Origin of the sequence: Chitinophaga sp. CF118, from assembly GCF_900112615.1 — a bacterium.
Taxonomy (GTDB): domain Bacteria; phylum Bacteroidota; class Bacteroidia; order Chitinophagales; family Chitinophagaceae; genus Chitinophaga.
Window position 1 is genome coordinate 286,940 of the sequence record NZ_FOMK01000001.1, and the last position, 25,769, is coordinate 312,708.

The 25,769-nt window shown below is 43.4% G+C and carries 21 protein-coding genes, 1 tRNA gene and 1 riboswitch; of the genes, 2 read left to right on the forward strand and 20 right to left on the reverse strand.

Annotated elements, in window-relative coordinates:
• Positions 1-33: 33 nt before the first annotated feature.
• From BM176_RS01045 to BM176_RS01070, 6 genes are all read right to left on the reverse strand, one after another.
• Complete coding sequence (locus BM176_RS01045; protein WP_255373397.1) at positions 34-783, reverse strand: succinate dehydrogenase/fumarate reductase iron-sulfur subunit; 750 nt, start codon at positions 781-783, stop codon at positions 34-36.
• A gap of 75 nt (positions 784-858) precedes the next feature.
• On the reverse strand, positions 859-2,835 hold the full coding sequence (locus BM176_RS01050) for a fumarate reductase/succinate dehydrogenase flavoprotein subunit (RefSeq protein WP_090098701.1): 1,977 nt from the start codon (positions 2,833-2,835) through the stop codon (positions 859-861).
• Positions 2,836-2,854: 19 nt separating this feature from the next.
• Positions 2,855-3,538: a succinate dehydrogenase cytochrome b subunit gene (locus BM176_RS01055; RefSeq protein ID WP_090098703.1), complete on the reverse strand. Its 684-nt coding sequence runs from the start codon at positions 3,536-3,538 to the stop codon at positions 2,855-2,857.
• Positions 3,539-3,656: 118 nt separating this feature from the next.
• A complete protein-coding gene (locus BM176_RS01060; protein WP_090098704.1) occupies positions 3,657-4,220 on the reverse strand; it encodes a hypothetical protein in 564 nt (187 codons plus the stop codon).
• Positions 4,221-4,339: 119 nt separating this feature from the next.
• Positions 4,340-5,152: an N-acetylmuramic acid 6-phosphate etherase gene (murQ, locus tag BM176_RS01065; protein ID WP_090098706.1), complete on the reverse strand. Its 813-nt coding sequence runs from the start codon at positions 5,150-5,152 to the stop codon at positions 4,340-4,342.
• A 5-nt stretch (positions 5,153-5,157) separates the two neighbouring features.
• A complete protein-coding gene (locus tag BM176_RS01070; RefSeq protein ID WP_090098708.1) occupies positions 5,158-6,009 on the reverse strand; it encodes an N-acetylglucosamine kinase in 852 nt (283 codons plus the stop codon).
• Between the two features lie 196 nt (positions 6,010-6,205).
• Between BM176_RS01070 and BM176_RS01075 the strand changes: the two genes are divergently transcribed.
• Complete coding sequence (locus tag BM176_RS01075; RefSeq protein ID WP_090098710.1) at positions 6,206-7,810, forward strand: S41 family peptidase; 1,605 nt, start codon at positions 6,206-6,208, stop codon at positions 7,808-7,810.
• A 280-nt stretch (positions 7,811-8,090) separates the two neighbouring features.
• Here BM176_RS01075 and BM176_RS01080 read toward each other — a convergent pair whose 3' ends face one another.
• The 5 genes from BM176_RS01080 to BM176_RS01100 all read right to left on the reverse strand — a co-directional run bounded on the left by BM176_RS01080 (position 8,091) and on the right by BM176_RS01100 (position 11,436).
• On the reverse strand, positions 8,091-8,303 hold the full coding sequence (locus BM176_RS01080; RefSeq protein WP_090098712.1) for a hypothetical protein: 213 nt from the start codon (positions 8,301-8,303) through the stop codon (positions 8,091-8,093).
• A gap of 85 nt (positions 8,304-8,388) precedes the next feature.
• Entirely contained in the window at positions 8,389-9,705 is a 1,317-nt protein-coding gene (gene der, locus BM176_RS01085; RefSeq protein ID WP_090098714.1) for a ribosome biogenesis GTPase Der, read from the reverse strand.
• A gap of 51 nt (positions 9,706-9,756) precedes the next feature.
• A complete protein-coding gene (gene era / locus BM176_RS01090) occupies positions 9,757-10,623 on the reverse strand; it encodes a GTPase Era (protein ID WP_090098716.1) in 867 nt (288 codons plus the stop codon).
• Positions 10,624-10,716: 93 nt separating this feature from the next.
• Positions 10,717-10,788, reverse strand: a tRNA-Met gene (locus tag BM176_RS01095).
• Positions 10,789-11,043: 255 nt separating this feature from the next.
• Positions 11,044-11,436, reverse strand: a complete 393-nt coding sequence (locus tag BM176_RS01100) for a single-stranded DNA-binding protein (protein WP_090098718.1) — start codon at positions 11,434-11,436, stop codon at positions 11,044-11,046.
• Positions 11,437-11,623: 187 nt separating this feature from the next.
• Positions 11,624-11,716: riboswitch (TPP riboswitch) on the forward strand.
• 110 nt (positions 11,717-11,826) lie between these two features.
• Between BM176_RS01100 and BM176_RS01105 the strand changes: the two genes are divergently transcribed.
• Complete coding sequence (locus tag BM176_RS01105; RefSeq protein WP_090098720.1) at positions 11,827-14,193, forward strand: TonB-dependent receptor; 2,367 nt, start codon at positions 11,827-11,829, stop codon at positions 14,191-14,193.
• A 140-nt stretch (positions 14,194-14,333) separates the two neighbouring features.
• On the opposite strand, the gene argH is transcribed toward BM176_RS01105, so the two are convergent.
• From argH to BM176_RS01150, 9 genes are all read right to left on the reverse strand, one after another.
• Entirely contained in the window at positions 14,334-15,665 is a 1,332-nt protein-coding gene (gene argH, locus BM176_RS01110; RefSeq protein ID WP_090098722.1) for an argininosuccinate lyase, read from the reverse strand.
• A 2-nt stretch (positions 15,666-15,667) separates the two neighbouring features.
• Positions 15,668-16,732 (reverse strand): M20 family metallo-hydrolase, encoded by a 1,065-nt coding sequence (locus BM176_RS01115; RefSeq protein WP_090098723.1) that lies wholly within the window; start codon positions 16,730-16,732, stop codon positions 15,668-15,670.
• A gap of 3 nt (positions 16,733-16,735) precedes the next feature.
• Positions 16,736-17,524 (reverse strand): acetylglutamate kinase, encoded by a 789-nt coding sequence (gene argB, locus BM176_RS01120; protein WP_090098725.1) that lies wholly within the window; start codon positions 17,522-17,524, stop codon positions 16,736-16,738.
• A 3-nt stretch (positions 17,525-17,527) separates the two neighbouring features.
• The gene (locus BM176_RS01125; RefSeq protein ID WP_090098727.1) at positions 17,528-18,481 is read right to left on the reverse strand and encodes a Rossmann-fold NAD(P)-binding domain-containing protein; all 954 of its coding nucleotides are present in this window, start codon (positions 18,479-18,481) and stop codon (positions 17,528-17,530) included.
• A gap of 27 nt (positions 18,482-18,508) precedes the next feature.
• Positions 18,509-19,639, reverse strand: coding sequence for an aspartate aminotransferase family protein (locus BM176_RS01130; protein ID WP_090098729.1), 1,131 nt, complete (start codon positions 19,637-19,639; stop codon positions 18,509-18,511).
• A gap of 94 nt (positions 19,640-19,733) precedes the next feature.
• Positions 19,734-20,717, reverse strand: coding sequence for an N-acetyl-gamma-glutamyl-phosphate reductase (gene argC, locus BM176_RS01135; RefSeq protein ID WP_090098731.1), 984 nt, complete (start codon positions 20,715-20,717; stop codon positions 19,734-19,736).
• Between the two features lies 1 nt (position 20,718).
• Positions 20,719-21,918 carry an argininosuccinate synthase gene (locus BM176_RS01140; protein ID WP_090098733.1) on the reverse strand — a complete coding sequence of 400 codons (1,200 nt, stop codon included), beginning with the start codon at positions 21,916-21,918 and terminating at the stop codon, positions 20,719-20,721.
• 25 nt (positions 21,919-21,943) lie between these two features.
• Complete coding sequence (locus BM176_RS01145; RefSeq protein ID WP_255373398.1) at positions 21,944-22,747, reverse strand: GNAT family N-acetyltransferase; 804 nt, start codon at positions 22,745-22,747, stop codon at positions 21,944-21,946.
• A 669-nt stretch (positions 22,748-23,416) separates the two neighbouring features.
• A complete protein-coding gene (locus BM176_RS01150) occupies positions 23,417-25,489 on the reverse strand; it encodes an alpha-L-fucosidase (RefSeq protein ID WP_255373399.1) in 2,073 nt (690 codons plus the stop codon).
• Positions 25,490-25,769 lie beyond the last annotated feature (280 nt).

Genomic DNA, 25,769 nt, shown 5'->3' on the forward strand with positions numbered 1-25,769 from the left:
GCATCAGGCGTTCAGATATATCTTATTCAACAACTATTTCTCGTATGTGAAACCTGCAGAGATAAACTCGCGGTTCAAACGTGCAATGTTGGTGAGGGAGATCTCTTTAGGACATTCTGCTTCGCAGGCACCGGTATTGGTACAGCTACCAAACAATTCCTTATCCATCTGAGCCACCATATTCAATGCCCTGCTCTTTCTCTCTGGCTGTCCCTGTGGCAGTAATGACAACTGGGAAACCTTTGCAGATAAGAACAACATTGCAGATGAATTCTTACAGGCAGCTACGCATGCACCGCAACCGATACAGGCAGCAGCAGCAAAAGCAGCATCAGCGTCATCTTTGTTGATAGGAAGACAGTTGGCATCCTGAGCGTTTCCAGTGTTTACGGAAATATAACCACCTGCTTCAATGATACGGTCAAATGCACCTCTGTCTACTGTCAGGTCTTTTACCACAGGGAAAGCACCTGCTCTCCATGGTTCTACCGTTACAGTATCTCCATCCTTGAAAGCACGCATATGCAGCTGACAGGTAGTTGTACCTGCCCATGGACCGTGTGCACGGCCATTGATATGCATGGAACATGCTCCGCAGATCCCTTCGCGGCAATCATGATCAAATGCTATAGGCTCCTTACCTTCATTGATCAGGCGCTCGTTCAGCACATCAAACATTTCAAGGAAAGACATTTCTGAAGAAATACCCGATACCGGATATGTTTCAAACTTTCCCTGAGCATCTGTATTTTTCTGCCTCCACACCTTGAGTGTGAGATTCATGTTATAATGTTCCATATATCGTTGGACTATTATTGTAGTGAATAAACCCGGTTCCGCCTACGCTTCACCGATATCTTATTTATAGCTGCGCTGTGTTGGTTTACATTCTTCAAACACCAGCGGCTCTTTATGCAGTTCGAACTGGCTTGGGCCTTTATACTCCCAGGCAGCTACATAACTGAAATTGTCGTCGTCGCGTTTAGCTTCCCCTTCATCTGTCTGAGACTCTTCGCGGAAGTGACCACCACAGGATTCGCGGCGGTTCAGTGCATCTACGCACATCAGCTCACCCAGTTCCAGGAAGTCAGCCACACGGCCAGCCTTTTCCAGTTCAGGATTAAATTCGTTGGCAGTACCTGGTACACGAACATCTTTCCAGAATTCAGCACGCAACTGCTGGATTTCAGTGATCGCTTCCTTCAGGCCCTTTTCATTACGCGCCATACCACATTTATCCCACATGATCTTGCCGAGCGCTTTATGGAAATGGTCTACAGACTTGGTGCCTTTGATGTTCATCAGCTTGTCAATATCTGCCTGTACATTTTTCTCAGCTTCCACGAACGCAGGGTGATCTGTTGGGATCTCTTTCGTGCGGATATCATCTGCCAGGTAATTACCCATAGTGTAAGGAATTACGAAGTAACCATCTGCCAGCCCCTGCATCAGTGCGGAAGCACCCAGGCGGTTTGCACCGTGATCTGAGAAGTTAGCTTCACCCAATGCATACAGACCAGTGATGGAAGTCATCAGTTCATAATCTACCCACAGGCCACCCATTGTGTAGTGCACTGCAGGATAGATCCGCATAGGCACTTCATAAGGGTTCTCACCAGTGATTTTGGCATACATATCGAAAAGGTTACCGTATTTCTCGGCTACCACTTCTTTACCCAGCTGACGGATCTGCTCTGGTGTTGCGTTGGAGATCTGCCTTTTGCTGGCTTCGATCCTACCGTAACGGTCCATGTTGAAAGCAAAATCCAGGTATACTGCCTGTTTTGAGCTACCTACACCATAACCGGCATCACATCTTTCTTTAGCAGCACGGGAAGCCACGTCGCGTGGTACCAGGTTACCAAAGGCAGGATATCTTCTTTCCAGGTAGTAATCTCTTTCCTCTTCAGGAATATCAGAAGGCTTGCGATTATCGTTTTGTTTTTTAGGTACCCAGATACGACCATCGTTACGCAGTGACTCAGACATCAGCGTGAGCTTGGACTGATGATCACCGGAAACAGGGATACAGGTAGGGTGGATCTGTGTAAAGCAGGGATTGCCAAAGAAAGCACCTTTGCGGGTAGCCTTCCAGGCTGCTGTTACGTTAGAACCCATTGCGTTGGTAGACAGATAGAATACGTTACCATATCCACCGCTACATAATAATACCGCATGACCGAAATGACGTTCCAGCTTACCGGTGATCAGGTCGCGCGCTATGATACCGCGGGCCTTACCATCGATAGTAACGATTTCCAGCATTTCATGACGGCTGTACATAGTTACATTACCCAATGCTATCTGACGTTCTAAAGCGGAGTAAGCACCTAATAATAACTGCTGACCAGTCTGGCCGGCAGCATAAAAGGTACGCTGTACCTGTGTACCACCAAAAGAACGGTTGCTGAGCAATCCGCCATATTCGCGGGCAAAGGGAACACCCTGCGCCACACACTGGTCTATAATATTGCCACTAACCTCAGCAAGGCGATGCACATTGGCTTCGCGAGCACGGTAGTCGCCACCTTTTACGGTATCGTAGAACAAACGGAACACGGAGTCACCGTCGTTCTGGTAATTTTTTGCAGCATTGATCCCTCCCTGTGCAGCAATACTATGTGCACGGCGGGGACTATCCTGGAAACAGAAAGCTTTTACCTTATATCCTAACTCTCCCAAAGACGCTGCAGCTGAAGCGCCTGCCAAACCGGTACCTACAATGATTATCTCCATGTTGCGCTTGTTAGCCGGGTTTACCAGCTTACAATGCCCCTTGTAGTCTTCCCATTTCTTACCTAATGCGCCTTCTTTAGGAATTTTTGAGTCCAACATATATCCTTACTTTACTGAATTATTTAAAATAGATTACCAGTGGAATGATGGCATAGCCAACAGGGATCGCAATCCCGAATAACCATACACCTACAAAATTGATCAGGCCATTGTACTTTACATGGTTCAGACCGAAAGTCTGGAAAGCACTTTTAAAACCGTGAACAAGATGGAAGGAAAGGCCAATCATACCAATTACGTAGAGGGCTACTAACCATTCTACTTTAAAAGCACTGTTTACGATCGTATAAAGATCTTTCAGAGGCTCAATACCACCTTCATAAGTTCTGGTAGGAACATCTCCATAGTGGAATTTCCACCAGAAGTCTGCCAGATGGATAATTAAGAAGATAAGCAGGATGCTGCCCATGATAGCCATCTGGCGGCTGAACCAGGAAGAGGTCTGGTTACCGGGGTTGATAGCATATTTAACCGGACGTGCAGCCCTGTTGCGGAAAGTAAGCTGTAAAGCAATCACAGCGTGGACTATGATAATGATCTTCAGTCCCCAGGCAATGAACTGTATCAATGAGTTATGCCCCATGAAGGCCGCATACGCATTAAAAGCCGCACCTTCATCATTCTTAAGCAGTTGGAAATTACCTGCCAGGTGCACTATAATGAAACTACAAAGAAATAGGCCGGTAGCACCCACTAACAATTTCTTACCGATAGAGGTATTAAAAAACTGTGACCAATTCATAACTAAAATTCTAAGCTTCCTAAAAAGATGATATGATAATATTTCGAATATATCGGGCAAATTTAACGCAGGAAAAGTAAAAAGCAAATGATATTTCTCAGTTTTTCAACATGTGGAACTACTCCAACCTCCGCATCATGAGGTTATCTACCAGATTATAGAGATGCTGGGGCTGGAAAGTACGCCATTTATCAATGTCTATCAGGTGTACGTAATTATCAATATGCGCCCTCTCAAATTCCTGCCGGGTATATTCCGGCATATTTAAACTGACAATCCACCCTCCGTTGTCACGGATATCTTCCCACCACTCCTCATAATAACAATCATCTGAGGAATGGAAGTTCATTACATTCTCTGAAATTAATATAAATTTATTAATGCCACTGGAAATCATGATGTCTATCACATCCCGCTTCAGTGTCATAATATCATTCTCGATACAATCATTCCACTCTCCCAGTAATTCTATAATAGCAAAGTTGAACTGGTAATCTGCAAACAGGATCTTGATATACAGCGTGCGGGAACCAAATTCATCCCACTGTGGATGTACGTAATAATTATAAACAGTATTGGTATACTGAAATTCGCTATACTCTCTGCCAAAGAAAGGAGATTGCTCATCTTCCTCAGCTGTATATAAGTGGCGCCAGTTATAAAAAGGTTCTATGTTGTGCATGAAATCATCTTTATCTGGAAGATCTACCCTCTGGAGACCTCCAAAAAAACGTATGTTTTCACGAATTTCGAACTAAAAATTAAAAAATAGAAGTACGGCGTTTCTGAAAAAATTCGTACCTATATATAAGATTCTATTGCCTTTCTCACACTACCGGCTTTCAACAGCATATTCTTAGCTTCTTCATAATCTGTCAGCGACAATTTCTCCATCAGCATCTTCACACCTCTGTCTACCAGCTTGTCATTGCTCAACTGCATGTTTACCATTTTATTATCTTCCACACGCCCCAGCTGGATCATCACAGCCGTAGAGATCATATTGAGGACCAGCTTCTGCGCTGTACCGCTTTTCATACGGGTGCTGCCGGTAATAAATTCCGGACCTACCACCACTTCTATTGGGAAATCAGCTTCATCAGATAAGGGAGCGCCCGGATTACAACAGATACTGCCGGTGATAATGCCTTCCCGCCTGCACTTCTGCAAGGCACCTATTACATATGGAGTGGTACCACTGGCGGCTATGCCCACTACCACATCCTTTTCGGTGATATTACATTCCTGCAAATCTTTCCAGCCCTGGTTCCGGTCGTCTTCTGCAAACTCTACAGCTTTGCGGATGGCAGCATCTCCACCGGCAATCAAACCAATTACCAGCCCATGCGGTACACCAAAAGTAGGAGGACATTCAGAGGCATCAACAATTCCTAAACGGCCACTGGTACCGGCTCCAAGATAGAACAACCGGCCACCTGCCAGCATTTTATCTGCAATGGCGGTTACAAGTTTTTCAATCTGCGGTAATACTTTTTCTATTGCCTGTGGTACTGTTTTATCTTCTTTATTGATATTGCTCAGGATCTCCTGCACACTCATTTTTTCCAGATGATGGTAGTGTGAAGACTCCTCTGTTACTCTCTTAAAGGACATCGATGTTAGATTTGATTATGATGATATGCAATCAGCCCTTCCATGGGGCTACGCAATATCCTGCCCAGTTGCAGCTCGTACAATTCACATAACTCTTTCAGGATATCACGGAAAGTCCATGCTATGCTACCGGTAAAGTGTAGGGAATGTGTCCAGCTTTCGCTGTACTTGTAAATATGGTTAAAGAAAAAATCGTTCAGACTGTCTTCCAGTATATTTTCTATGAGATAATGCCCCCTGTTCTCCCCTAGGAATGGTGCAAAGCCCGCCAGATAACGGTTTGCCATCGGTTTGCGGTACACATTCTCCAGAATTTCATCGTTATTGGTATTATACTGGCCATCGAAGCGGCTTTTCAGCTCTTCGTCAAATGAATTGTACATATACATCTGCAACAGCTTTTTACCCAGGTAAGCGCCACTGGCCTCATCTCCCAGAATAAAACCCAGTCCGGGATTATTCTTCGCCACCACTTTTCCATCATAAAAACAGGAATTGGCGCCTGTGCCCAGAATGCTTACCACTCCTGGTTCTCTTCCGCACAATGACCGGGCAGCGCCCATCAGATCATGATTCACATCTACAGCTGCAAGCGGCCATACCGACTTCAGGGCAGATTCCACAATCATTACGCTTTTACGTTGCAGGCAACCCGTACCGTAATAATATATTTCCTCCACCTGGATAGTTGGGGGTAAATGTGGCATGAGTTCCTTTTCCAGGATCTCCTTTATCTGCTGTGAATCGAGAAAGTAGGGGCTGATTCCCTGAGTTTTATAGTGCCAGGTTTCATTGCCTGCCAGCAAACACCAGTCAGCCTTGGTGGACCCGCTATCAGCGATAAGTTTTATTTTCATGACACATCTTTGTTGTAGGTGAGGTTTAACTATTTGTCATCTGAAGATACGTTATCAAACATCCAACGTCAAACTTCAATCCATAAACTTATTATACTATTTTTGCCACAAGTTAAACAAAACGGGATTACATATACAAATGCTGTCAAAATTAGCCACAAGTTAGACACTGTTGCTATTTTTCAATACTGAGACTATGTTGAACAGGAAACTGAATGTTTTTTTACCGCTCTTATTTGCAATAGTGCTGGCCCTTGGTATGTATCTGGGACATCAAATGCCGGGTTCGAACTCTGGCGCGCAGACACTGCTCTTCAGCAGGGCTCCCCAGGGACCGCTGCAGGAAGTAATGGACCTGCTGAAAGTAAAATACGTAGATACTTTACAGGTAGCCGATCTGCAACAGGAGGCTATCGAAGGGTTGCTGGGACACCTGGACCCTCACTCTGTTTACATTCCACCGTCCAACCTGGAAGAAGTAAATGAAGATCTCGATGGCGCTTTCCAGGGTATTGGTGTGGAGTTCAACATTACTGCTGATACCGTAAATGTGATTTCCGTAATAGCTGGCGGTCCTTCCGAAACGGCAGGCGTGAAAACAGGTGATAAAATCATTAAAGTAAATGATTCTCTTGTGGCCGGTAATGGCATCACTGCAGATAAAATCCGGAAACTGTTACGTGGTCCGAAAGAATCCAAAGTGATAATCAGCATGCTGCGCAAAAATAAATTGCAGAATATCCAGATCGTCAGGGGTGTGATTCCTTTATACAGCGTGGATGCCAGCTATATGGTCACTCCGGAAATAGGATATATCAAAATCAGCAAATTTGCCGGTACCACTTACCAGGAGTTTATAGAGGCTATGCGTAAACTGCAAAAAACAGGTATGAAGAAACTGGTGATAGACCTGCGTCAGAATCCCGGTGGATACCTGGATGCCGCTACCCGCATAGCAGATGAACTACTGTCTGATAATAAACTGATCCTCTACACCAAAGGTAAAAGCTATCCGCGTACAGATTACGATTGCGAAAAACCAGGACTTTTCGAAAGAGGCGCCCTTGCCATTCTTGCAGATGAAGGTTCCGCCAGCGCCAGTGAAATTCTGGCAGGTGCAGTGCAGGACTGGGATCGCGGTACCATCATAGGTCGCCGTACATTTGGAAAAGGACTGGTGCAGGAACAATTTGACCTGAGCAATGGTGGTGCACTTCGCCTCACTGTAGCCCGCTACTATACTCCTTCCGGCAGAAGTATCCAGAAATCTTATGCAAACGGACGCGAAGCTTATGATGAGGATATCATGGACAGGTTCAATCATGGAGAATTTGTAACTAAAGACAGTATCAAACAACTGGATACTGTGCAATATAAAACTTCAAAAGGCCGCATCGTATATGGTGGCGGAGGCATTACACCCGATGTATTTATTCCTTTCGATACCAGCCGTTTCTCTCCCGTCATAGCGAGTATGTATGCCCATAGTACTTTCAGCAATTTTGCTTACCAATACTATAATTCACATCAGGATGAATTTAAGGGATATAAAGATGCCGGCGTGTTCAGCAAACAGTTTGAACTGACTAATGATATTTACAATGCATATAAAATCTTTGCTGCAAAAGATAGTGTGCGTGGGATTGAAACTATCAAACCACATGATGAAACAGAAATAAAAATCCGCCTTAAAGCCTTACTGGCACGACAGATATGGAGTTATGAGGGTTTCTATGAAGCGATGAACAAAGATGATGAAATGGTGAAGAAGGCTGTGGGGATTTTACAGACAGAGAAATAATCTTATAATAAAAAAAGGGCTGGTCAGATGATCAGCCCTTTTTTTATTATTTATCATGGTTACTTTCTACTTTGTAATATTTATCATCTTCAATAATTATACAAACTTTATCAGCTTTTTTAGAGAAGTGAATTCTGCTTTTGCTGAGCGAATATTTTACCAGGATAAAAGCTGATAATTAAAAGGAAGGCTGATAATAAATATCTCATTTTACCAAACTATTAAACATAAGAAAGCCGCTCCGTTTGCACGAAGCGGCCTATAACTTCTACAAAACAGATTAGTGTTTTGCTTCAGCAGCAGGAGCAGTAGTATCAGCTACAACAGCAGATGAATCAGCTACAACAGCAGATGAATCAACAGCAGGAGTAGCAGCTACAGTGTCAACAGCAGGAGCAGTAGCAGTAGAATCAGTAGTAGATTCAGTAGAACCACCGTTACAAGCTACAAAGAAGATACCAGCAGCAGCTGCTAAGAAGAATAATTTTTTCATGCTTTAGTTGTTTTAAAGAAGCGCAAAGGTATATAGATATTTTTAATTATAAAATACCTTGACACTGACAATATGGCAAATAATGTTATTTTTTCCTGAAAAACAGTCTCACCGGCACTCCTTCGAAGTCGAAATTCTCACGGAGCTTATTCTCCAGGTAATTTTTATAAGGCTGTTTCACATCATCCGGCAGATTACAGAAAAAGGCAAATGCAGGTGTGTGAGTAGGTAACTGTGTTACATACTTAATCTTAATAGGAATACCTCTTACTACCGGAGGATGGAATGCTTCAATTGCTTTCAGCATTACCTCATTCAATTTGGAAGTGGCAACCCGGCGTCTCCTGTTATCATATACACGCAATGCTTCTTCGATAGCTTTAAATATGCGCTGTTTCTCCGTAACAGAGGTGAAGATAATAGGTACATTACTGAAAGGTGCCAGGCGGCTTCTCAGTTCCTTTTCATAATCACGGGCGGTGTTGGTAGACTTATCTTCTATCAGATCCCATTTATTCACCAGTACTACCAGTCCTTTTCCTTTACGGCCCGCCATGCTGAAGATATTCAGATCCTGCCCGGTAATACCCTGGGTCGCATCCAATAACAACAGGCATACATCCGCTTCATCCATTGCCTTAATGGCACGGATTACAGAATAAAATTCAAGATCTTCATGCACTTTTGCTTTACGGCGGATCCCCGCAGTATCAATCAGCATGAATTCTTTCTGGAATAATTTATAGTATGTGTGAATAGTATCCCGCGTAGTACCCGGAATATCGGAAACAATGTTCCGCTCCGCTCCTATTAATGCATTCAGCAAAGATGATTTCCCTACGTTCGGCTGACCGATAATGGCTATTTTAGGTATCTCATTATCACCAGGTAATGCATTTTCATCTTCAGGGATAATGGCAGCTACTTCATCGAGTAACTCACCGCTACCACTTCCACTCATAGAGGATATAAAGAATACTTTATCGAAGCCCAGGCTGTAAAACTCTGTTGCTTCCAGCATGCGGTTGCTGTTATCCACTTTATTTACCACCAGGTAAACCGGCTTGGAAGAACGGCGTAATACATGAGCCATTTCCTGGTCCAGATCCGTAATACCGGTAGCTACATCACAAATGAAGAGCAGCAGATTGGATTCCTCCATTGCTATCTGCACCTGCTTGCGTATCTCACGTTCAAAAACTTCTTCACTTCTCGGTACAAATCCACCGGTATCAATTACGTTAAACGCCTTTCCGTTCCAGTCAGCAATACCATACTGCCGGTCGCGCGTTACACCGCTAACATCATCCACGATTGCCTTACGCTGTTCCAGCAAACGGTTGAACAGGGTAGATTTACCCACATTAGGACGACCAACGATTGCTACTGTAAATCCTGACATAAAATTTAAAAATTGCGAATGATCAATTCAAAATTGATCATTGAAAATTGACTAATAACCGTATTCCTTCAAATAAATATCATTGTCGCGCCACTTGCCGCGCACTTTCACAAACAATTCAAGGAATACTTTCTGACCAACAAATTTCTCAATATCCTGACGCGCCAGGGTGCCTATCTTTTTAATAGAAGACCCTTTGTCGCCAAGTATAATAGCTTTCTGTGTTTCTCTTGTAACGATAATTTCCGCTGTTATTTTGATCAGCGTATTTTTTTCCTGGTACTGAGTAACGGCTACGGCAGTATGGTAAGGAATCTCCTCATCAAACAGATGAAAGATTTTTTCACGGATCATTTCTGCCACAAAGAACCGCGTAGACTTATCAGTCAACGTATCCTCAGGATAAAATGCTTCACTTTCCGGTAACAGGGATACAATACGTGCCAGCAATTCGGGAATACCCTGCTGCTTTAAGGCCGAAATAACCACTACCTCTGCCTTACCCCATGCTTCACATTGCTTCACTACTTCATCCAGCGCTTCTTTTTTCAGCAGGTCTGCCTTATTCACTACCAGTAAACAGGTAGCCTTTAATTTTAACGAGCTAAATAACTCCAGATTCTCCGCAACATTATCCCTTGCATCCAACATCAGCATAGCAATATCAGCATCTTCCAATGCAGACTTTACCGCGCCCATCATTTTTTCGTGTAGCCTGTATCTGGGGTCAATGATACCTGGAGTATCGGAGAATACAATCTGGTAATCTACTGTAGTGACTACGCCAGTAATACGATGCCTCGTGGTCTGTACCTTTGGAGACACAATAGCCAGTTTCTCACCCACCAGAGCGTTCATCAGGGTGCTTTTGCCTGCGTTAGCCTTACCAAAAATATTTACAAATCCTGCTTTGTGCATGTATTATCATTTGTAGCAACCCTCACAAATTTCCGGAACTTCCTGAAATAAAAAAAGCCGAATCACTTCGGCTCTTTTAGTGCTATGTTTTTGTAGCGAGGAGGGGATTCGAACCTCTGACCTTCGGGTTATGAGCCCGACGAGCTACCTCTGCTCTACCTCGCAATGAGGGTGCAAATATAAGAGAATATTTGTTCCTGCCAAATCTTTTTGAAAAAATAACCTGATATTATTTAATTCCAGACCCCGCTCACAGCCACCACTGCAGCTATGGCGGAGCCTGTTTGAAATCAGAACAGAAACTCTATTGTAGCAAATTGCCCAAATATTTTTTATTCTGAGTCATAGTTTTGTCAGAAACCAACCGCGTTTATAGCTTTTTATGTACTTAATATAGCCTTTTGCGGGGCCTCCTTAATGTTAGAAAGGCAGATCATCCGCAGCTGATGCTGCATCATTAATCTCCTTTATATCATCATCAAATTGCCTTGGGCCTTCCCTCCTTCTTCCCAGTAATTGCAGATTAGTGACCCGCAATTTTAATCCTGCGGCAGGCTCCCCGGAATTTGTAACATAAGCTTCCAGGGAAGGGATCCCTTCCAGATATACCTGTGTGCCTGTTGTAAGATGGGGCCCTACATTTGTGCGTTCCCAATAAGCACAATCAACCCAGGTAGTACGTTCCTGTTGTACCCCGTGCTGATCTTTGAACCTGTACGTATGCGCTGCACTGAAGTTTAATACAGATGCGCCATTTACTTCTCTCCGGATAGCATCATGCCCCAGATTACCAATAAACTGAAGTTTAATCATACTGATTAATTGAATGAATGGTTAACAATAAAAAGGTAATTGTGGTGGATGTTCTTGTGGGAGTTCTAAATGGAAATTAGATAATTTTTTACATCCGGAAAAATATTTTCTCTTTTTTACAAGAGCAGCTATACCTTTGTAGTGGAAACCGGAGTTGTGTGTACACACACAAATATTTACTACTGCCGGCTTCACCTCGGGGTGCCTTACTATCAGGCTGAGATCAGACCCGTTGAACCTGACCAGGTAATGCTGATCAGGAAAGGTAAGCGAACAATCTCTTCCTTACCCGGAAAAATAAAAAAGCGACCTGTCGCCGGCTACAAGCATTTTCTGCTTATATCCTGCTGACGGCTGCTGATAATTTGTAGCTATTAAATTCAATAGTCCATGAGACAATTTCTATGCTTATTGCTGCTATGCAGCACCGGGATGCTACACGCACAAACCATCCTTACCGGTACCGTTACAGACAAAACCAGCGGCCATCCTTTGGAAGGCGTATCTGTTAGTCTGCTACAAAACAATACAGGCGTACGTACCAATATAAACGGCCACTACCGCCTTAACATACCAGCTAAAGGCACTTATACACTTCAAGCCAGCTACCTGGGATATAAACCTTTCAGCACTACCATCAACAGCGAGACCCATATAGATATCGTATTGGAAGAAACCGGACTGTTCGTAAAACCAGTAGAGATCACCAGCTTACGCGCCGGTGAACATGCTCCTTTCACACAGTCTACGCTAACAGCAGAAGAAATCAAAAAACAAAACCTCGGACAAGATCTTCCCATGCTGCTGAACCAGCAACCTGGCGTAGTTGTAAACTCTGATGCAGGTACAGGTATCGGATACACAGGTATCCGCGTGAGAGGTTCCGATATTACCCGTATTAACGTTACTGCAAACGGTATCCCCGTAAATGATGCAGAATCTCAGGGTACTTACTTTGTGGATATGCCTGATTTTGCCTCTTCCGTTAGCAGCATTCAGCTGCAACGCGGTGTGGGTACTTCTACCAATGGTGCCGGCGCTTTCGGGGCTTCCTTAAACCTCAGCACCAACGATTTCCACGATAAAGCCTATGGAGAAATCAACAGCAGCTTCGGATCTTTCAACTCATGGAAGAATACTGTAAGAGCAGGTTCCGGTTTAATAAACGGTCACTTTACCATAGATGCAAGATTGTCTAAAATATCCTCTGATGGATATATTGACCGTGCTTCTTCTGACCTGAAGTCCTTCTACACTTCTGCTGCTTATATTTCTAAAAACACCGCTATCCGCCTGAATATATTCTCCGGTACAGAAAAGACTTACCAGGCCTGGAACGGCGTGCCACAGGATTCTCTGAAAACACATCGTACCTATAACTCTGCGGGTCAGCGTTCAGATGGTACTTACTACGATAATGAAACAGATAATTATCAGCAGGATAACTACCAGCTGTTTCTCAACCAGTCTCTCAGCAGTAAATTAAACTTCAACGTTGCACTGCATTATACCCGTGGTAAAGGTTACTACGAACAATACAGAGAACAGGCAGCTTATGCTGATTACGGTCTTGCAGACCCTGTTATCAACGGAACACCCATCACCAATACAGACCTGGTACGCCAGTTATGGCTGGACAATAACTTCTACGGTAGTATCTACTCCATCAACTATAAAGGCAGCCGCTTCAACTGGAGCCTGGGTGGTGGCTGGAACCGCTATGAGGGTGGGCACTATGGTAAAATTATCTGGGCGCAATATGCCATAGATAAAGATCATAAATATTACGACCTGGATGCTACAAAAAGAGATGTGAATGTATACTGGAAAGGAGAATATAAACTCACCAGTGCATTACGTTTGTTCGCAGATCTGCAATACCGCGCTGTGAAATATAATATCGATGGTTTTGAAGATAATCCAACACTGATTCAACATAACAATTACAACTTCTTCAATCCTAAAGCAGGGATCTCCTACACCCTGAACGATCAGCAAGAGTTGTATGCATCGTTTGCTATCGGTAATAAAGAACCTAACCGCGATGACTTCGAAGCGGCTTTACAACAAACACCTAAAGCAGAAACGCTGCGCGATGTAGAAGCAGGTTATACCTTACATGGGAATAATGTGGTATTATCTGCCAATGTATATTACATGGATTACAAGAATCAGTTAGTACAAACCGGTAAACTCAATAATGTTGGTGCTTATACACGTACGAATATTCCCAGGAGCTATCGCACTGGTATAGAGTTGCAAGGCAGCACACGTTTAGGAAATATTTTTGTATTAGGATTGAATGCAGCGGTTAGTCAGAACAAGGTGAAGAACTTCACAAATTACATTGACAACTACGATAACGGCCTGCAGGATACAGTAACATATAAAAACAGCACTATTGCTTTCTCTCCTTCTTTTGTAGGTGGATATACATTAACAGCCAAACCTGTCAAACATCTGGAAATTAGTCTGCTGGGCAAATATGTAAGCAGACAGTATATGGATAATACAGAAGCGAAAACACGCAGTCTGGATGACTATTATACAAATGATATCCGTATCAATTATGTAGTACCTCAAAAGTTATTTAAAGAGTTGGGATTATCCTTCCTGCTCAATAATATTTTTGATGCAAAATATTCTCCTAACGGATATACATATATGTATACAGAGAGTGGAAAATTAGTGAACAGTAATGGCTATTATCCAATGGCGGGTACTAACTTCTTTGCAGGTGTAACAATAGGCTTCTAAATTAACAAACAATATAAACGTTCAAACAAAAAAGGAGTTCCGAAAGAACTCCTTTTTTGTTACCAACAATATCTCCGCGCCAGATGCTATTGATCAATAAATACCTTATCTGTCGTGAATATGATCAACAGCATCTGGTATTATGCTAATAACTTTTCAATCGCTCTATCTACTTTCTCAAACGGAAAACCTGCTACAACTTCTTTCATCATCCTGCTCACTTCTTCATTACCAGGATTGCCGATACTTCCTTCATGTGTATGCTGCAAATGTTTATCCGGAGAGAAATTACCCTTTTCAATATCCAGCCCTACCTGTTTGTAAGCTTCTCTGAAAGGTACTCCTTCCAGCACCAAACGGTTCACCACTTCCACACTGAAAAGATATTGATACTTCTCATCGTCGAGAATATTCTCTTTAATGCGGATGTTATCCAGCATTAATCCAGACAGGCGTAAACAATCTTTTAATGATCCAAATGCAGGAAACAGATTTTCTTTCAGCAATTGCAGATCACGATGATAACCGCTTGGCAGATTCGTGATCATCATTGCAATTTCATTCGGCAATGCCTGTAATTTATTACCATGAGAACGGATCAGTTCCCACACATCAGGATTCTTTTTATGCGGCATAATGCTGGAACCGGTAGTTAGCTCATCGGGAAAAGTGATGAAACCAAAGTTCTGGTTCATGAACAGGCATGCATCCATCGCCATTTTAGCCAGCGTAGAAGCAATACCAGCCAGTGCAAATGCTACAATCTTTTCCGTTTTACCCCTGCCCATCTGTGCATACACCACGTTATAGTTCAGATCATCAAAACCCAATAGTTGTGTAGTCATAGTACGATTCAACGGGAAAGAAGAACCATAACCAGCTGCAGATCCCAATGGGTTTTTATTCACTACTTTGTAAGCACTCTGTAATACCGTGAGATCATCAACCAGGCTTTCTGCGTATGCACCAAACCATAATCCGAAAGAGGAAGGCATAGCTATCTGCAAATGAGTATACCCCGGTAACAAATGGTCTTTATATTGTTTGCTCTTTTGCTGCAACAGTTCAAACAGTACATTCACTTCCTGCACGAGTGACTGTAATTCGCTGCGGAGAAAGAGTTTCAGATCTACCAACACCTGATCGTTACGGGAACGGCCGCTGTGAATCTTTTTACCTACTTCTCCCAGGCGGCGTGTTAGCAAAAGCTCTACCTGCGAATGAATATCTTCTACACTTTCTTCCAGCACAAAACTGCCTTCCTGTATTTCTTTATAGATCTGTTTCAGTTCTTTCTGTAATACGGTCAGCTCTTCTGCCGTTAACAAGCCAATGCTTTCCAGCATTTCAATGTGTGCCAGTGAACCCAGCACATCAAATGGCGCCAGGTAAGCATCCATTTCACGGTCTTTTCCGACTGTGAACTTGTCAACTTCTGCCAGTGAGGCTTTATCCTTTTGCCAAATTTTCATATCTATAAAATTTCTTCCAGTAATTTAATATAACTGTCTATGCCCTGACGGATTTCCTCCAGGTAAATATATTCATCTGCTGTATGTGAACGGGCAGAATCGCCGGGACCCATTTTAATGGAAGTAGCCGGAATGAGTGCCTGATCTGAAGTAGTCGGTGAACCATAACATGTTTTACCATGTTTGATACCGCCCAAAACAAAAGGATGATCCAGTGGAATACCAGAAGGCCGCATCCGCATAGAACGGGGCTTTACTTCACACTTCACATTCTCCCGGATGATTTCCAATACCTGTTCAAGTGTGTATTGTTCGGTTACCCGCACATCTACCACAAAGGTACAATCTGCCGGTACTACGTTATGTGCTTTATTGGAGGTATTGATTACCGTTACGCTCATCTTCACTGGTCCAAGAGTTTCAGACACTTTAGGATAACGGAAGGTTCTGAACCATTCAATATCCGGCAGTGCTTTGTATAAAGCGTTCTCCCCTTCATCGCGTGCCGCATGCCCTGCTTTGCCATGTACCGTACAATCCAGTACCATCAAACCTTTTTCAGCAGTTGCCATCTGGGTTTGCGTAGGCTCTCCTACAATGGCAAACTCAATAGCCGGCAGCGATGCAAGAATGCTTTCTATGCCGTTTATACCACTGATCTCTTCCTCTGCAGTAGCTGTAAGAATGAGATTATACTTAAGATCGGTACGATCGTAAAAATGCAGGAAGGTCGCAATCAGGCTCACCAGGCATCCACCGGCATCATTACTGCCAAGGCCATACAGACGGCCATCTACCACATCAGGTGAAAAAGGATCACGTGTATACTGCGGGTTAGGCTTTACTGTATCATGATGTGAATTGAAAAGGATCACCGGTTTGGCAGGGTCAAAATGCAGATTCTTTGCCCAGATATTATTCAGATGCTGCTGATAGGGAACTCCTTTTTCTTTCAGAAAATCACCTATCAGTTTTGCCGTTCCCTGCTCTTCCTTACTTAAGGAAGGGGTAGCGATCATCGACTGTAAAAGTTTTACTGCATCATCATACAATTGTTGGTTCCACATAGGTCAACGTATTAAAGTACCTGCTATTGTATCGGTGGTATTGCTGAGTACATCATCTGCATGTCCAATCAGCACTTCTGCTACCCCGCTTTCAATAGCGGCAAAAGCATTCTCAAGCTTGGGTAAAATGCCATCTGATAGTATATGATCAGCCAGCAGTTCCTGGTATATCTGACGATCAATCAGGTTAATGACTGCATTATCATCATTTGCATCATGCAGCACTCCCTTCTTTTCAAAACAGTAGATCAGTCGTACGGAATAATATTGCGATAAAGCTGTTGCCAGAGAAGACGCAATAGTATCCGCATTCGTGTTCAGCATCTGTCCCTGACCGTCATGTGTAAGTGGTGCAAACACTGGTGTAAGGCCAGCTTCCAGCAGTGCTTTTAACGGTACTGCCTGCACTTTTGCCGAATCAATATCTCCTACAAAGCCATAGTCGATCTCTTTAACAGGGCGTTTCACAGCGGGGATAATATTGGCATCTGCACCGGTCATACCAATAGCGTTACAACCATTTGTCTGTAATTTAGCTACCAGTTGTTTGTTTACCAAACCACCGTATACCATAGTTACTACATCAATAGTTTCCGCATCTGTGATACGGCGACCATTCACATATTTCGATTCAATACCCAGCTTATCTCCTATGCGGGTAGCGATTTTACCGCCACCATGAATCAGTATTTTCTTACCTGGTATGCTGGCAAATTTCTCCAGGAAACTCTGCAGTAATACCGGGTTATCAATCACATTCCCGCCTACTTTTATAATAAAGAGATCGATCATAGATTACTTTTCTTTTAAGATCTGGCTCAGCACTGCCTGTGCTGCCCATACACGGTTGCCCGCTTCTTTGATAACGATAGACTGCGGACCATCCAGCACTTCATCTGCTATCACCACATTCCTTCTTACAGGAAGGCAATGCATAACTTTAGCCTTATTTGTGCCTTTCAATTTTTCGTTAGTCACCATCCATTTGCTGTCCGTGCAGGTGATCTTACCGTAATCTTCATAAGAAGACCAGTTCTTCACATACACAAAGTCAGCATCCTGCAACGCCTTATCCTGGTCATATTCTATCGGTGCATTGCCTGTGAATTTCTTATCCAGCTCATATCCTTTCGGATGAGTGATCACAAAATCTGCTTCACCCCATGCATTGATCCACTGCGCAAAAGAGTTAGGTACTGCCTGTGGCAATGCTTTTACATGTGGAGCCCAGGTCATTACTACTTTAGGACGGCGGGTTTCTTTCCACTCCTCTTTGATAGTAATTACATCAGTGAGGCTCTGCAATGGGTGCAGCGTAGCACTTTCCAGACTCACTACGGGTACACCGGCATATTTAATGAACTGGTTGATATATTTCTCCGTATAGTCTGCCTCCTTATCCTTCAGTCCGGGAAAGGTGCGGATGGACAGGATATCAAAATACTGTCCCATCACGGCGGCGGCTTCCTTTACGTGTTCAGTCGTATTTCCGCTCATTACAGCGCCATCATTCATTTCCAGCTGCCATCCTTCCTTATCGATATTAAAGACCACAACTTCCATACCCAGGTTTTTGGCTGCTACCTGCGTACTTAAACGCGTTCGCAAACTAGGGTTCAGGAATATCATGCCCAGGGTTTTATTCTCACCCAAAGATCTGTCTTTGAAAGGTTGTTTTTTGTAGTCCAGTGCAATCTCCACTAAACGCGGGACACTTGGTACATCATCTACGGAAATAAATTGTTTCATTGTGTGTATAGCTCTGTAATGATGAGTTTAATTGTTTGCCAGTTCCTTTTTAAATGCTGCCAGGAATTCATTTGCATGTTCAATGGTCAGTGCCAGAGAAGGCAACAGCCGTATTACATTCGGTTTAGCTTCTCCAGTGAATATTTTATGTTTGAACAGCAAGTCCTTTTTCACATGTGCCAATGATTCCGGCAATTCAATACCGATCATCAATCCCCGGCCTCTTACTTCCAGCACCTGTGGGAACTTTTTCAGTTCTTCTATCAGGTAATTACCAACTTTGGCAGCATTCTCTATCAGGTTCTCCTTTTCTATCACTTCCAGCACTGCCAGTGCAGCAGCACAAGCCAGATGATTACCACCAAAAGTAGTGCCCAGCAATCCATAAGAAGGCTGTATATGTGGCGCTATTATGATGCCACCAATAGGGAAACCATTCCCCATTCCTTTTGCCATGGTATAAATATCTGCATTTACACCAGCATAATCATGAGAGAAGAATTTACCGCTTCTTCCATAACCACACTGTACGCTATCTGCTATAAACACAGCGTTATTGGCATCACACAGGCTCCGGATCTTTTGCAGGAAAGATGCACTGGCTACCCGGATACCACCTACTCCCTGTATTCCTTCTATAATTACAGAAGATACTTCGTATTGTTTAAATGCAGCTTCCAGTGCAGCTTCATCTTCCAGGGGAAGAAAAACCACATTATCAGTTTCATTTATTGGTGCTACTATTTTCGGATTATCTGTAACAGCTACCGCCAGGGATGTTCTGCCGTGGAAAGACTTTTTGAATGCAATTACTTTCTTTTTGCCATTATGGAAAGAAGCCAGTTTTAAAGCATTCTCATTCGCTTCAGCACCAGAGTTACAAAGGAACAACTGGTAATCCTCTTTACCGGAAATCTTACCCAGCTTGGCAGCAAGTTGCTGCTGCAATGGTATCCTGATTGAATTGGAATAAAACCCTACTTTCTGTAGCTGATCTGTTAGCCTTTTTACGTAATGAGGATGTGTATGACCGATAGAAATAACGGCATGACCGCCATACAGATCAAGATATTGAGTGCCTTTATCGTCCCATACATTGGAACCTTCGGCTTTCTCTATAGTAATATCGTTTATTGGATATACGTCGAATAATTGCATTGTTGATTGAGTTGGACAGACTGACCAGAAAATTCTGTCAGAAGCTGGCAAAATAAGTTCTTCTGATCAATCTCAATATTATAAAATAGTAAACTTAAAATACGATAGACTTCAGCTTCAATCCTGCTGTTTCTTCCAGTCCGCACATGATATTCATGTTCTGCACTGCTTGTCCTGACGCACCTTTCAGCAGATTATCCTCTATAGAGTGGATCACCAGTTTATTACCCGTTTTTTCCAGTTGGATCAGGCATTTATTGGTATTCACTATCTGCTTAAGATCTATTTGTTTGTCACTGACATGTGTGAACGGATGACCAGCATAATAAGCTTTGTACAGCTGCTGTGCTTCTTCCAGGGAAAGGTCACATTCCAGGTAGGAAGTTACCCAGATGCCTCTTGGAAAATCGCCACGTACCGGTACAAAGTTGACATCGGCGGCGAAAGAAGGCTGCAACAGCTGCAGGCTTCGTCGTATTTCTTTCAGATGCTGATGGGTGAGTACTTTATAAGTGGATATGTTGTTGGCTCTCCATGTAAAATGGGAGGTAGATTGCAGGCTCTGACCGGCACCGGTAGAACCTGTGATGCCGGTAGTATGTACTTCTTTCAGCAACCCTGCTTTAGCCAATGGTAATAATCCCAGTTGTATAGCAGTTGCAAAGCAACCGGGGTTGGCAATATTTTTCGCTGTTACTATTTTCTCACGTTGCATTTCAGGCAATCCATAAACGAATTCCCTTCCTTTTACAGTTTCTCCCAGTCTGAAGTCCTGGCTCAGATCAATCACTTTCACATCCGGAGCAATCTCCGTTGCTTCCAGGAATTTCTTTGATTCTCCATGTCCCAGGCAAAGGAACAACACATCTATATCATTGCTCAGTTCACCTGTAAAGGTCAATTCAGTTTCGCCCAGCAGGTCCGCATGTACGGCATACAGCGGATTACCCACATTACTCCGGCTATGTACAAAAGAAATAATTACATCAGGATGATTCAATAAAACCCGGATCATTTCTCCACCGGTATACCCTGCTCCACCAATGATCCCTACTTTTATTTTTTTATCGTTTGCCATCTTATTCTCCTTTAGCGCTTTCAGATACCTGGTGCCAGATCATAGTCTGGTTACCGAAGATCTTGCTGAAGCCTCTTACGTCTTCTCCACTCCAGCCATTATTCATTTCACCATACTTGCCAAATTTGCTGCTCATGAGATCATAAACAGACTCTATACCTGTTACCTGGAAACGGTATGGCTGTAATGTTACAAACACATCGCCGGTAACATGTTGCTGGCTGTTCTTCAGATAAGCTTCTATATCTCTCATCACAGGGTCCATGATCTGACCTTCATGCAGCCAGTTGCCATAGAACTGTGACAGTTGATCTTTCCAGCTCAGCTGCCATTTTGTAAGCACATGTTTTTCCAGTGCATGGTGTGCCTTGATGATTACCACAGGAGCGGCAGCTTCAAAACCCACACGGCCTTTGATCCCGATAATGGTATCGCCCACATGGATATCACGGCCCAGTGCAAACGGCCCTGCTATAGATTGTAAATACTGGATAGCTTCTGTAGGATGTGAGAATGTTTTATCATTCACACCTGTAAGTTCACCTTTTTCAAAGTGCAGTTTCACCTGCTCAGCATCCTTTTTGGAAAGCTGTGTAGGCCAGGCTTCTTCGGGCAGAAATCCATTGGAGTTCAGTGTTTCCTTACCACCTACGGATGTACCCCAGATACCTTTATTGATAGAGTATGCAGCTTTTTCAAAGTTCATCTGCACACCTTTTTTCTTAAGGTATTCGATCTCTGCTTCACGGCTCAGTTTCAGATCGCGTATTGGAGTGATAATTTCCACACCAGGGATCATGATATGGAAAATCATATCGAAACGTACCTGGTCGTTACCAGCACCGGTGCTACCATGTGCAACAGCTGTTGCACCTACTTCTTTCACATGTTCAGCAATCGCAATTGCCTGGCTCATACGCTCAGCACTTACGCTCAGCGGATAAGTATTATTTTTCAGTACATTACCGAATATCAGGTACTTAATAACATCATCATAATAAGAACGTACTGCATTTACTGCTTTATGGCTCTTTACTCCCAGGTTATAGGCGCGCTTTTCAATTTCCACCAGTTCTTCTTCTGTAAAACCGCCGGTATTTACAATCACTGAATGCACTTCATATCCTTTTTCTTCTGTCAGATATTTTACGCAATAGGATGTATCAAGCCCTCCACTAAATCCCAGTACTACTTTTTTCATTTATGATAATTGAAGTGTTAATAATTTAAAACAGATTGAACAAAAAGAACTTCTTTCTGCTGGAAGCTGCACCGCCGCCGCCATTGTCTTTTCCACTTTTCAGCAGCACGTATCTTTTAAACCGGATCCAACGTTCAAATAACTTAAAGTTTCCTTTAAATGTTCTGTCCTTCTTTTTATGATGCATCTGACCGTTGGCGGCAACCAGCATCTGAGGTTGTACATCTGTCAGCAATGTAATAGAAGATGCTCTCATATTTGCAGCCTTTTCTTCTGCTTCTTTTGCTTTTTCTGCCGGATCGTACAACATAGCAGTACACAGACAGTTCTTCCGGCCTTTGCTTGTTAGTACGTCAAAGTTCACACAACTTCTGCAGCCTTTCCAGAATTCTTCGTCGTCGGTCAGCTCTGAGTAGGTAACAGGTTCGTAACCAAGTTCTGAGTTGATCTTCATTACTGCCAGACCGGTAGTTAAACCGAAGATCTTGGCATCAGGATATTTCTGCCTGGATAATTCGAACACACGCATTTTGATAGCTTTAGCCACACCATGCCCCCGGAAAGCCGGGTTCACGATCAGGCCGGAGTTTGCCACGAATTTCTCATGACCCCATGCTTCTATATAGCAAAAACCTACCCATTCGCCTTTGTCTGTAACAGCAATCACTGCTTTACCTTCTTCCATTTTCAGTTGCACGTATTCCGGAGAACGCTTGGCAATACCGGTTCCACGTGCCTTGGCAGAAGATTCCATCTCATCTGTGATGGTTTTACCATAATGTTTATCGTCAGCAGTCGCAACTCTGACAATGATATTTGGATTTTCCAATTTTGTCAATTGAAAATGTAAATCAATAAATAATAAATCCTGAAATCCATTGCTGGATGTAGTCACCATGTGTGATAAGGGAGTATCACGGTGCGATAGCGTGCATTTTGTAAGCGGACACTATCAAATACGAGGTCGTCGGGAGAGGAACCTACAGACGTTGAAGACAACAGAGTATACCCCTTCCTTTAAAGAAGGGTGATAAGCGGAAACGTTGGTATGGTTTGAAAAGTTTTCCAACTTCTGTTCAACATTAAATTGTTAAAAACTGTCTTTTTTATAATCAACCGCAAAGTTATAATATTATTTTTTTATAACGGTCAAAAAAATTAAGACGATATGTTAAATTATGATCACATATAAGCAAATTATGGGCCAACTAATAACTGACGGCTTCTATAATGCTCCCGGGGCTGGGTAAAGATGTATACGGGAAGTAGTTTAAACAGGTAGTAAACGGGAGGTAAACAGGTGATAAACAGGTGTTTGGTCGCTAAATACCTGTTTACCTCCCGTTTACTACCTGCTTACCACCTGTTTAAACTACTTCCCGCTAAGCACTCATATTCAATTTCAATGCAAGTATACTTTTGGGTATATCTTCAATAATAAAGCAGCAATCCCCACACCTTATGGCGCGGGGATTGCTGCTTTATTATTGGAAATCAACTACTTCGTAATCACACCTAACTCTGCCACACTCGCCCAGTGTTCTTTTTCATTGGCCGGGGCCAGCGCTACCAGCCTTATGAAACGGCCATTTGCCGGTTTATCAAACTTAACAGACTGAATAACAGGGTTATTCGCAATATTGGCAAAACTACCCTGCGCTACCGGTTCGCCCCAGTTCTTACCATCCAGGCTCACATAAAATGCATATGTATATATGGTACCGGAACGTACCAACTGATGACGGGGCGTATAAGTAAACCCTTTCAATGCAAGGGTATCTTCCATATCTACCTGAATTTCATGGGGATACTTCGATGCATCCGGCTGGTAATTGGTCATCCAGTAAGAAGCCGGATCTCCATCTATAGCCCTTACAGGATCAGCCCCATCTGCCTGACCATCTGTAAATACCACCTTCCATTTCGCCGGTGCAATATCATAACCCGCTGATACTGTGGCGCTGGATATTTTCCCTTCTTCCAGGAATGCCTTTGCTTTCACAATTCCACCTTGTGGAAGGTCAAAATGACCCGTATATACCGGGGAGCTGAAAGTCGGTTCTTTACCATCCAGGGTGTAATGCAGTTCCGGATCAGGAGAAGCACAGGTGAGGCTCACCTGTCCATTCTTATTACGCTTAATTTCAGGCAATGCCAGTAATCCCGGTGCTTTATATAATTGTATTTCACTGATCACCGGACAAGCAAGCGCATCCAGAATGTTGATACGTATGCGGCTGGTGGTCACATCCGGCAGCAATAACACACGTTTATGCCCTATTGTGGTGGCGGTAGCCAGTTCTTTGAATGCACCATCCTGCCATACTTCTATAGAAAAAGCCTTTACCCGTTGTCCCAGCGGTACATATTCCTGCAATAACAGGCGGTTAAAAGTCACCGATTTCGGAAAATCCAGGGTAACAGATCCTTTCAGTTCGTTATCCGGTGTTGCCCAGTAAGTATTTGTTTTACCATCTACCAGGCTGCTATTTTTAACTCCCTTCCTGGCGGCAGAGGTGGTTACTTTAGCATTTAATGCCAGGTTAGTTTTAAAGATAGCTTCCCGGATCTGGCGGAATTCCATCAGGCGGATAGAATCTGCCGAATAGATCAGTCCTCTTCTATCCACAGGCACGTTCAGGAGCATATTACCATTACGGCCTACAGAACCATAATAGATGTCCATCAGGCCCTGCAAACTTTTCACCTGTTCATTAGTAGATTCACTGTAAAACCATCCCGGACGGATAGATACATCACATTCCGCAGGAACCCACTTTTCGCCATTCATATTTCCTTCATTCAACACTGCCTGTGAAGGCGCGGCAGAACCAGGAGCGAAACCGGTAATATTGAGGGTAGCCCAGTTGGTAGTACCGGCAATACCTTCCTCATTCCCTACCCAGCGGCAACCGGGTCCTACATCACTGAATATAACTGCATTGGGTTGTTTCTTATATACTGTATTGTGAAATAACGGCCAGTCATACTCCTGTTTTTTCCCATTGGGGCCTTCTCCGTTAGCACCATCAAACCATTGTTCAAATACAGATCCATAATTCCCTAATACTTCATTCAGCATATTCACGAATACCTGGTTGTACTCCGGTGTGCCATAAGCAGGATGGTTACGGTCCCACGGAGACAGGTACACCCCAAACTTCAGCCCGTATTCCTTACAGGCAGCAGAAAGTTCTTTCAAAACATCACCTTTCCCATCTTTCCAGGCGCTTTCCCTTACGGTGTGTGTGCTGTACTTACTGGGCCAGAGGCAGAATCCATCATGGTGTTTGGCGGTGATAATGATCGCTTTCATTCCAGCCAGCTTGGCGGTACGGGCCCACTGACGGGCATCCAGCTGTGTGGGATTAAAAACTTTCGGATCTTCATCTCCATGTCCCCATTCTTTGTCTGTAAAAGTATTTGGCCCCAAATGGATGAACATGTAATATTCCATGTCCTGCCAGTTTACCTGGGCTTTGGAAGGAAGAGCTCCGTAAGGAGCAATTTTCTGCGCATGAGCAGTCGCCAGGGTACCACAAAGCCCGGCCATCAATAAGAATTTTCTCATTTTTTAGATTTATCCCCCCGGGGCGGCGTTGTGCGCCGTATATCGACCTGTTTTCTTCCCCCGGAATGAGCCCAATAAAAATAGCGTTTAATGAAGAGTTAAACACATAGTATGATAAAATTGATGCAGGGAAAGTGAAAATAGTGCGCATTCAGCCTTCCATCAAAATTTTATGGGAAAAATTGTACATCACTATAAAAGAACAATCTATTTCTCTATTTTTAAACACCAGCTACCCATACACCACCAAGCAATCACGTTATCGACAGGAGTAAAACCA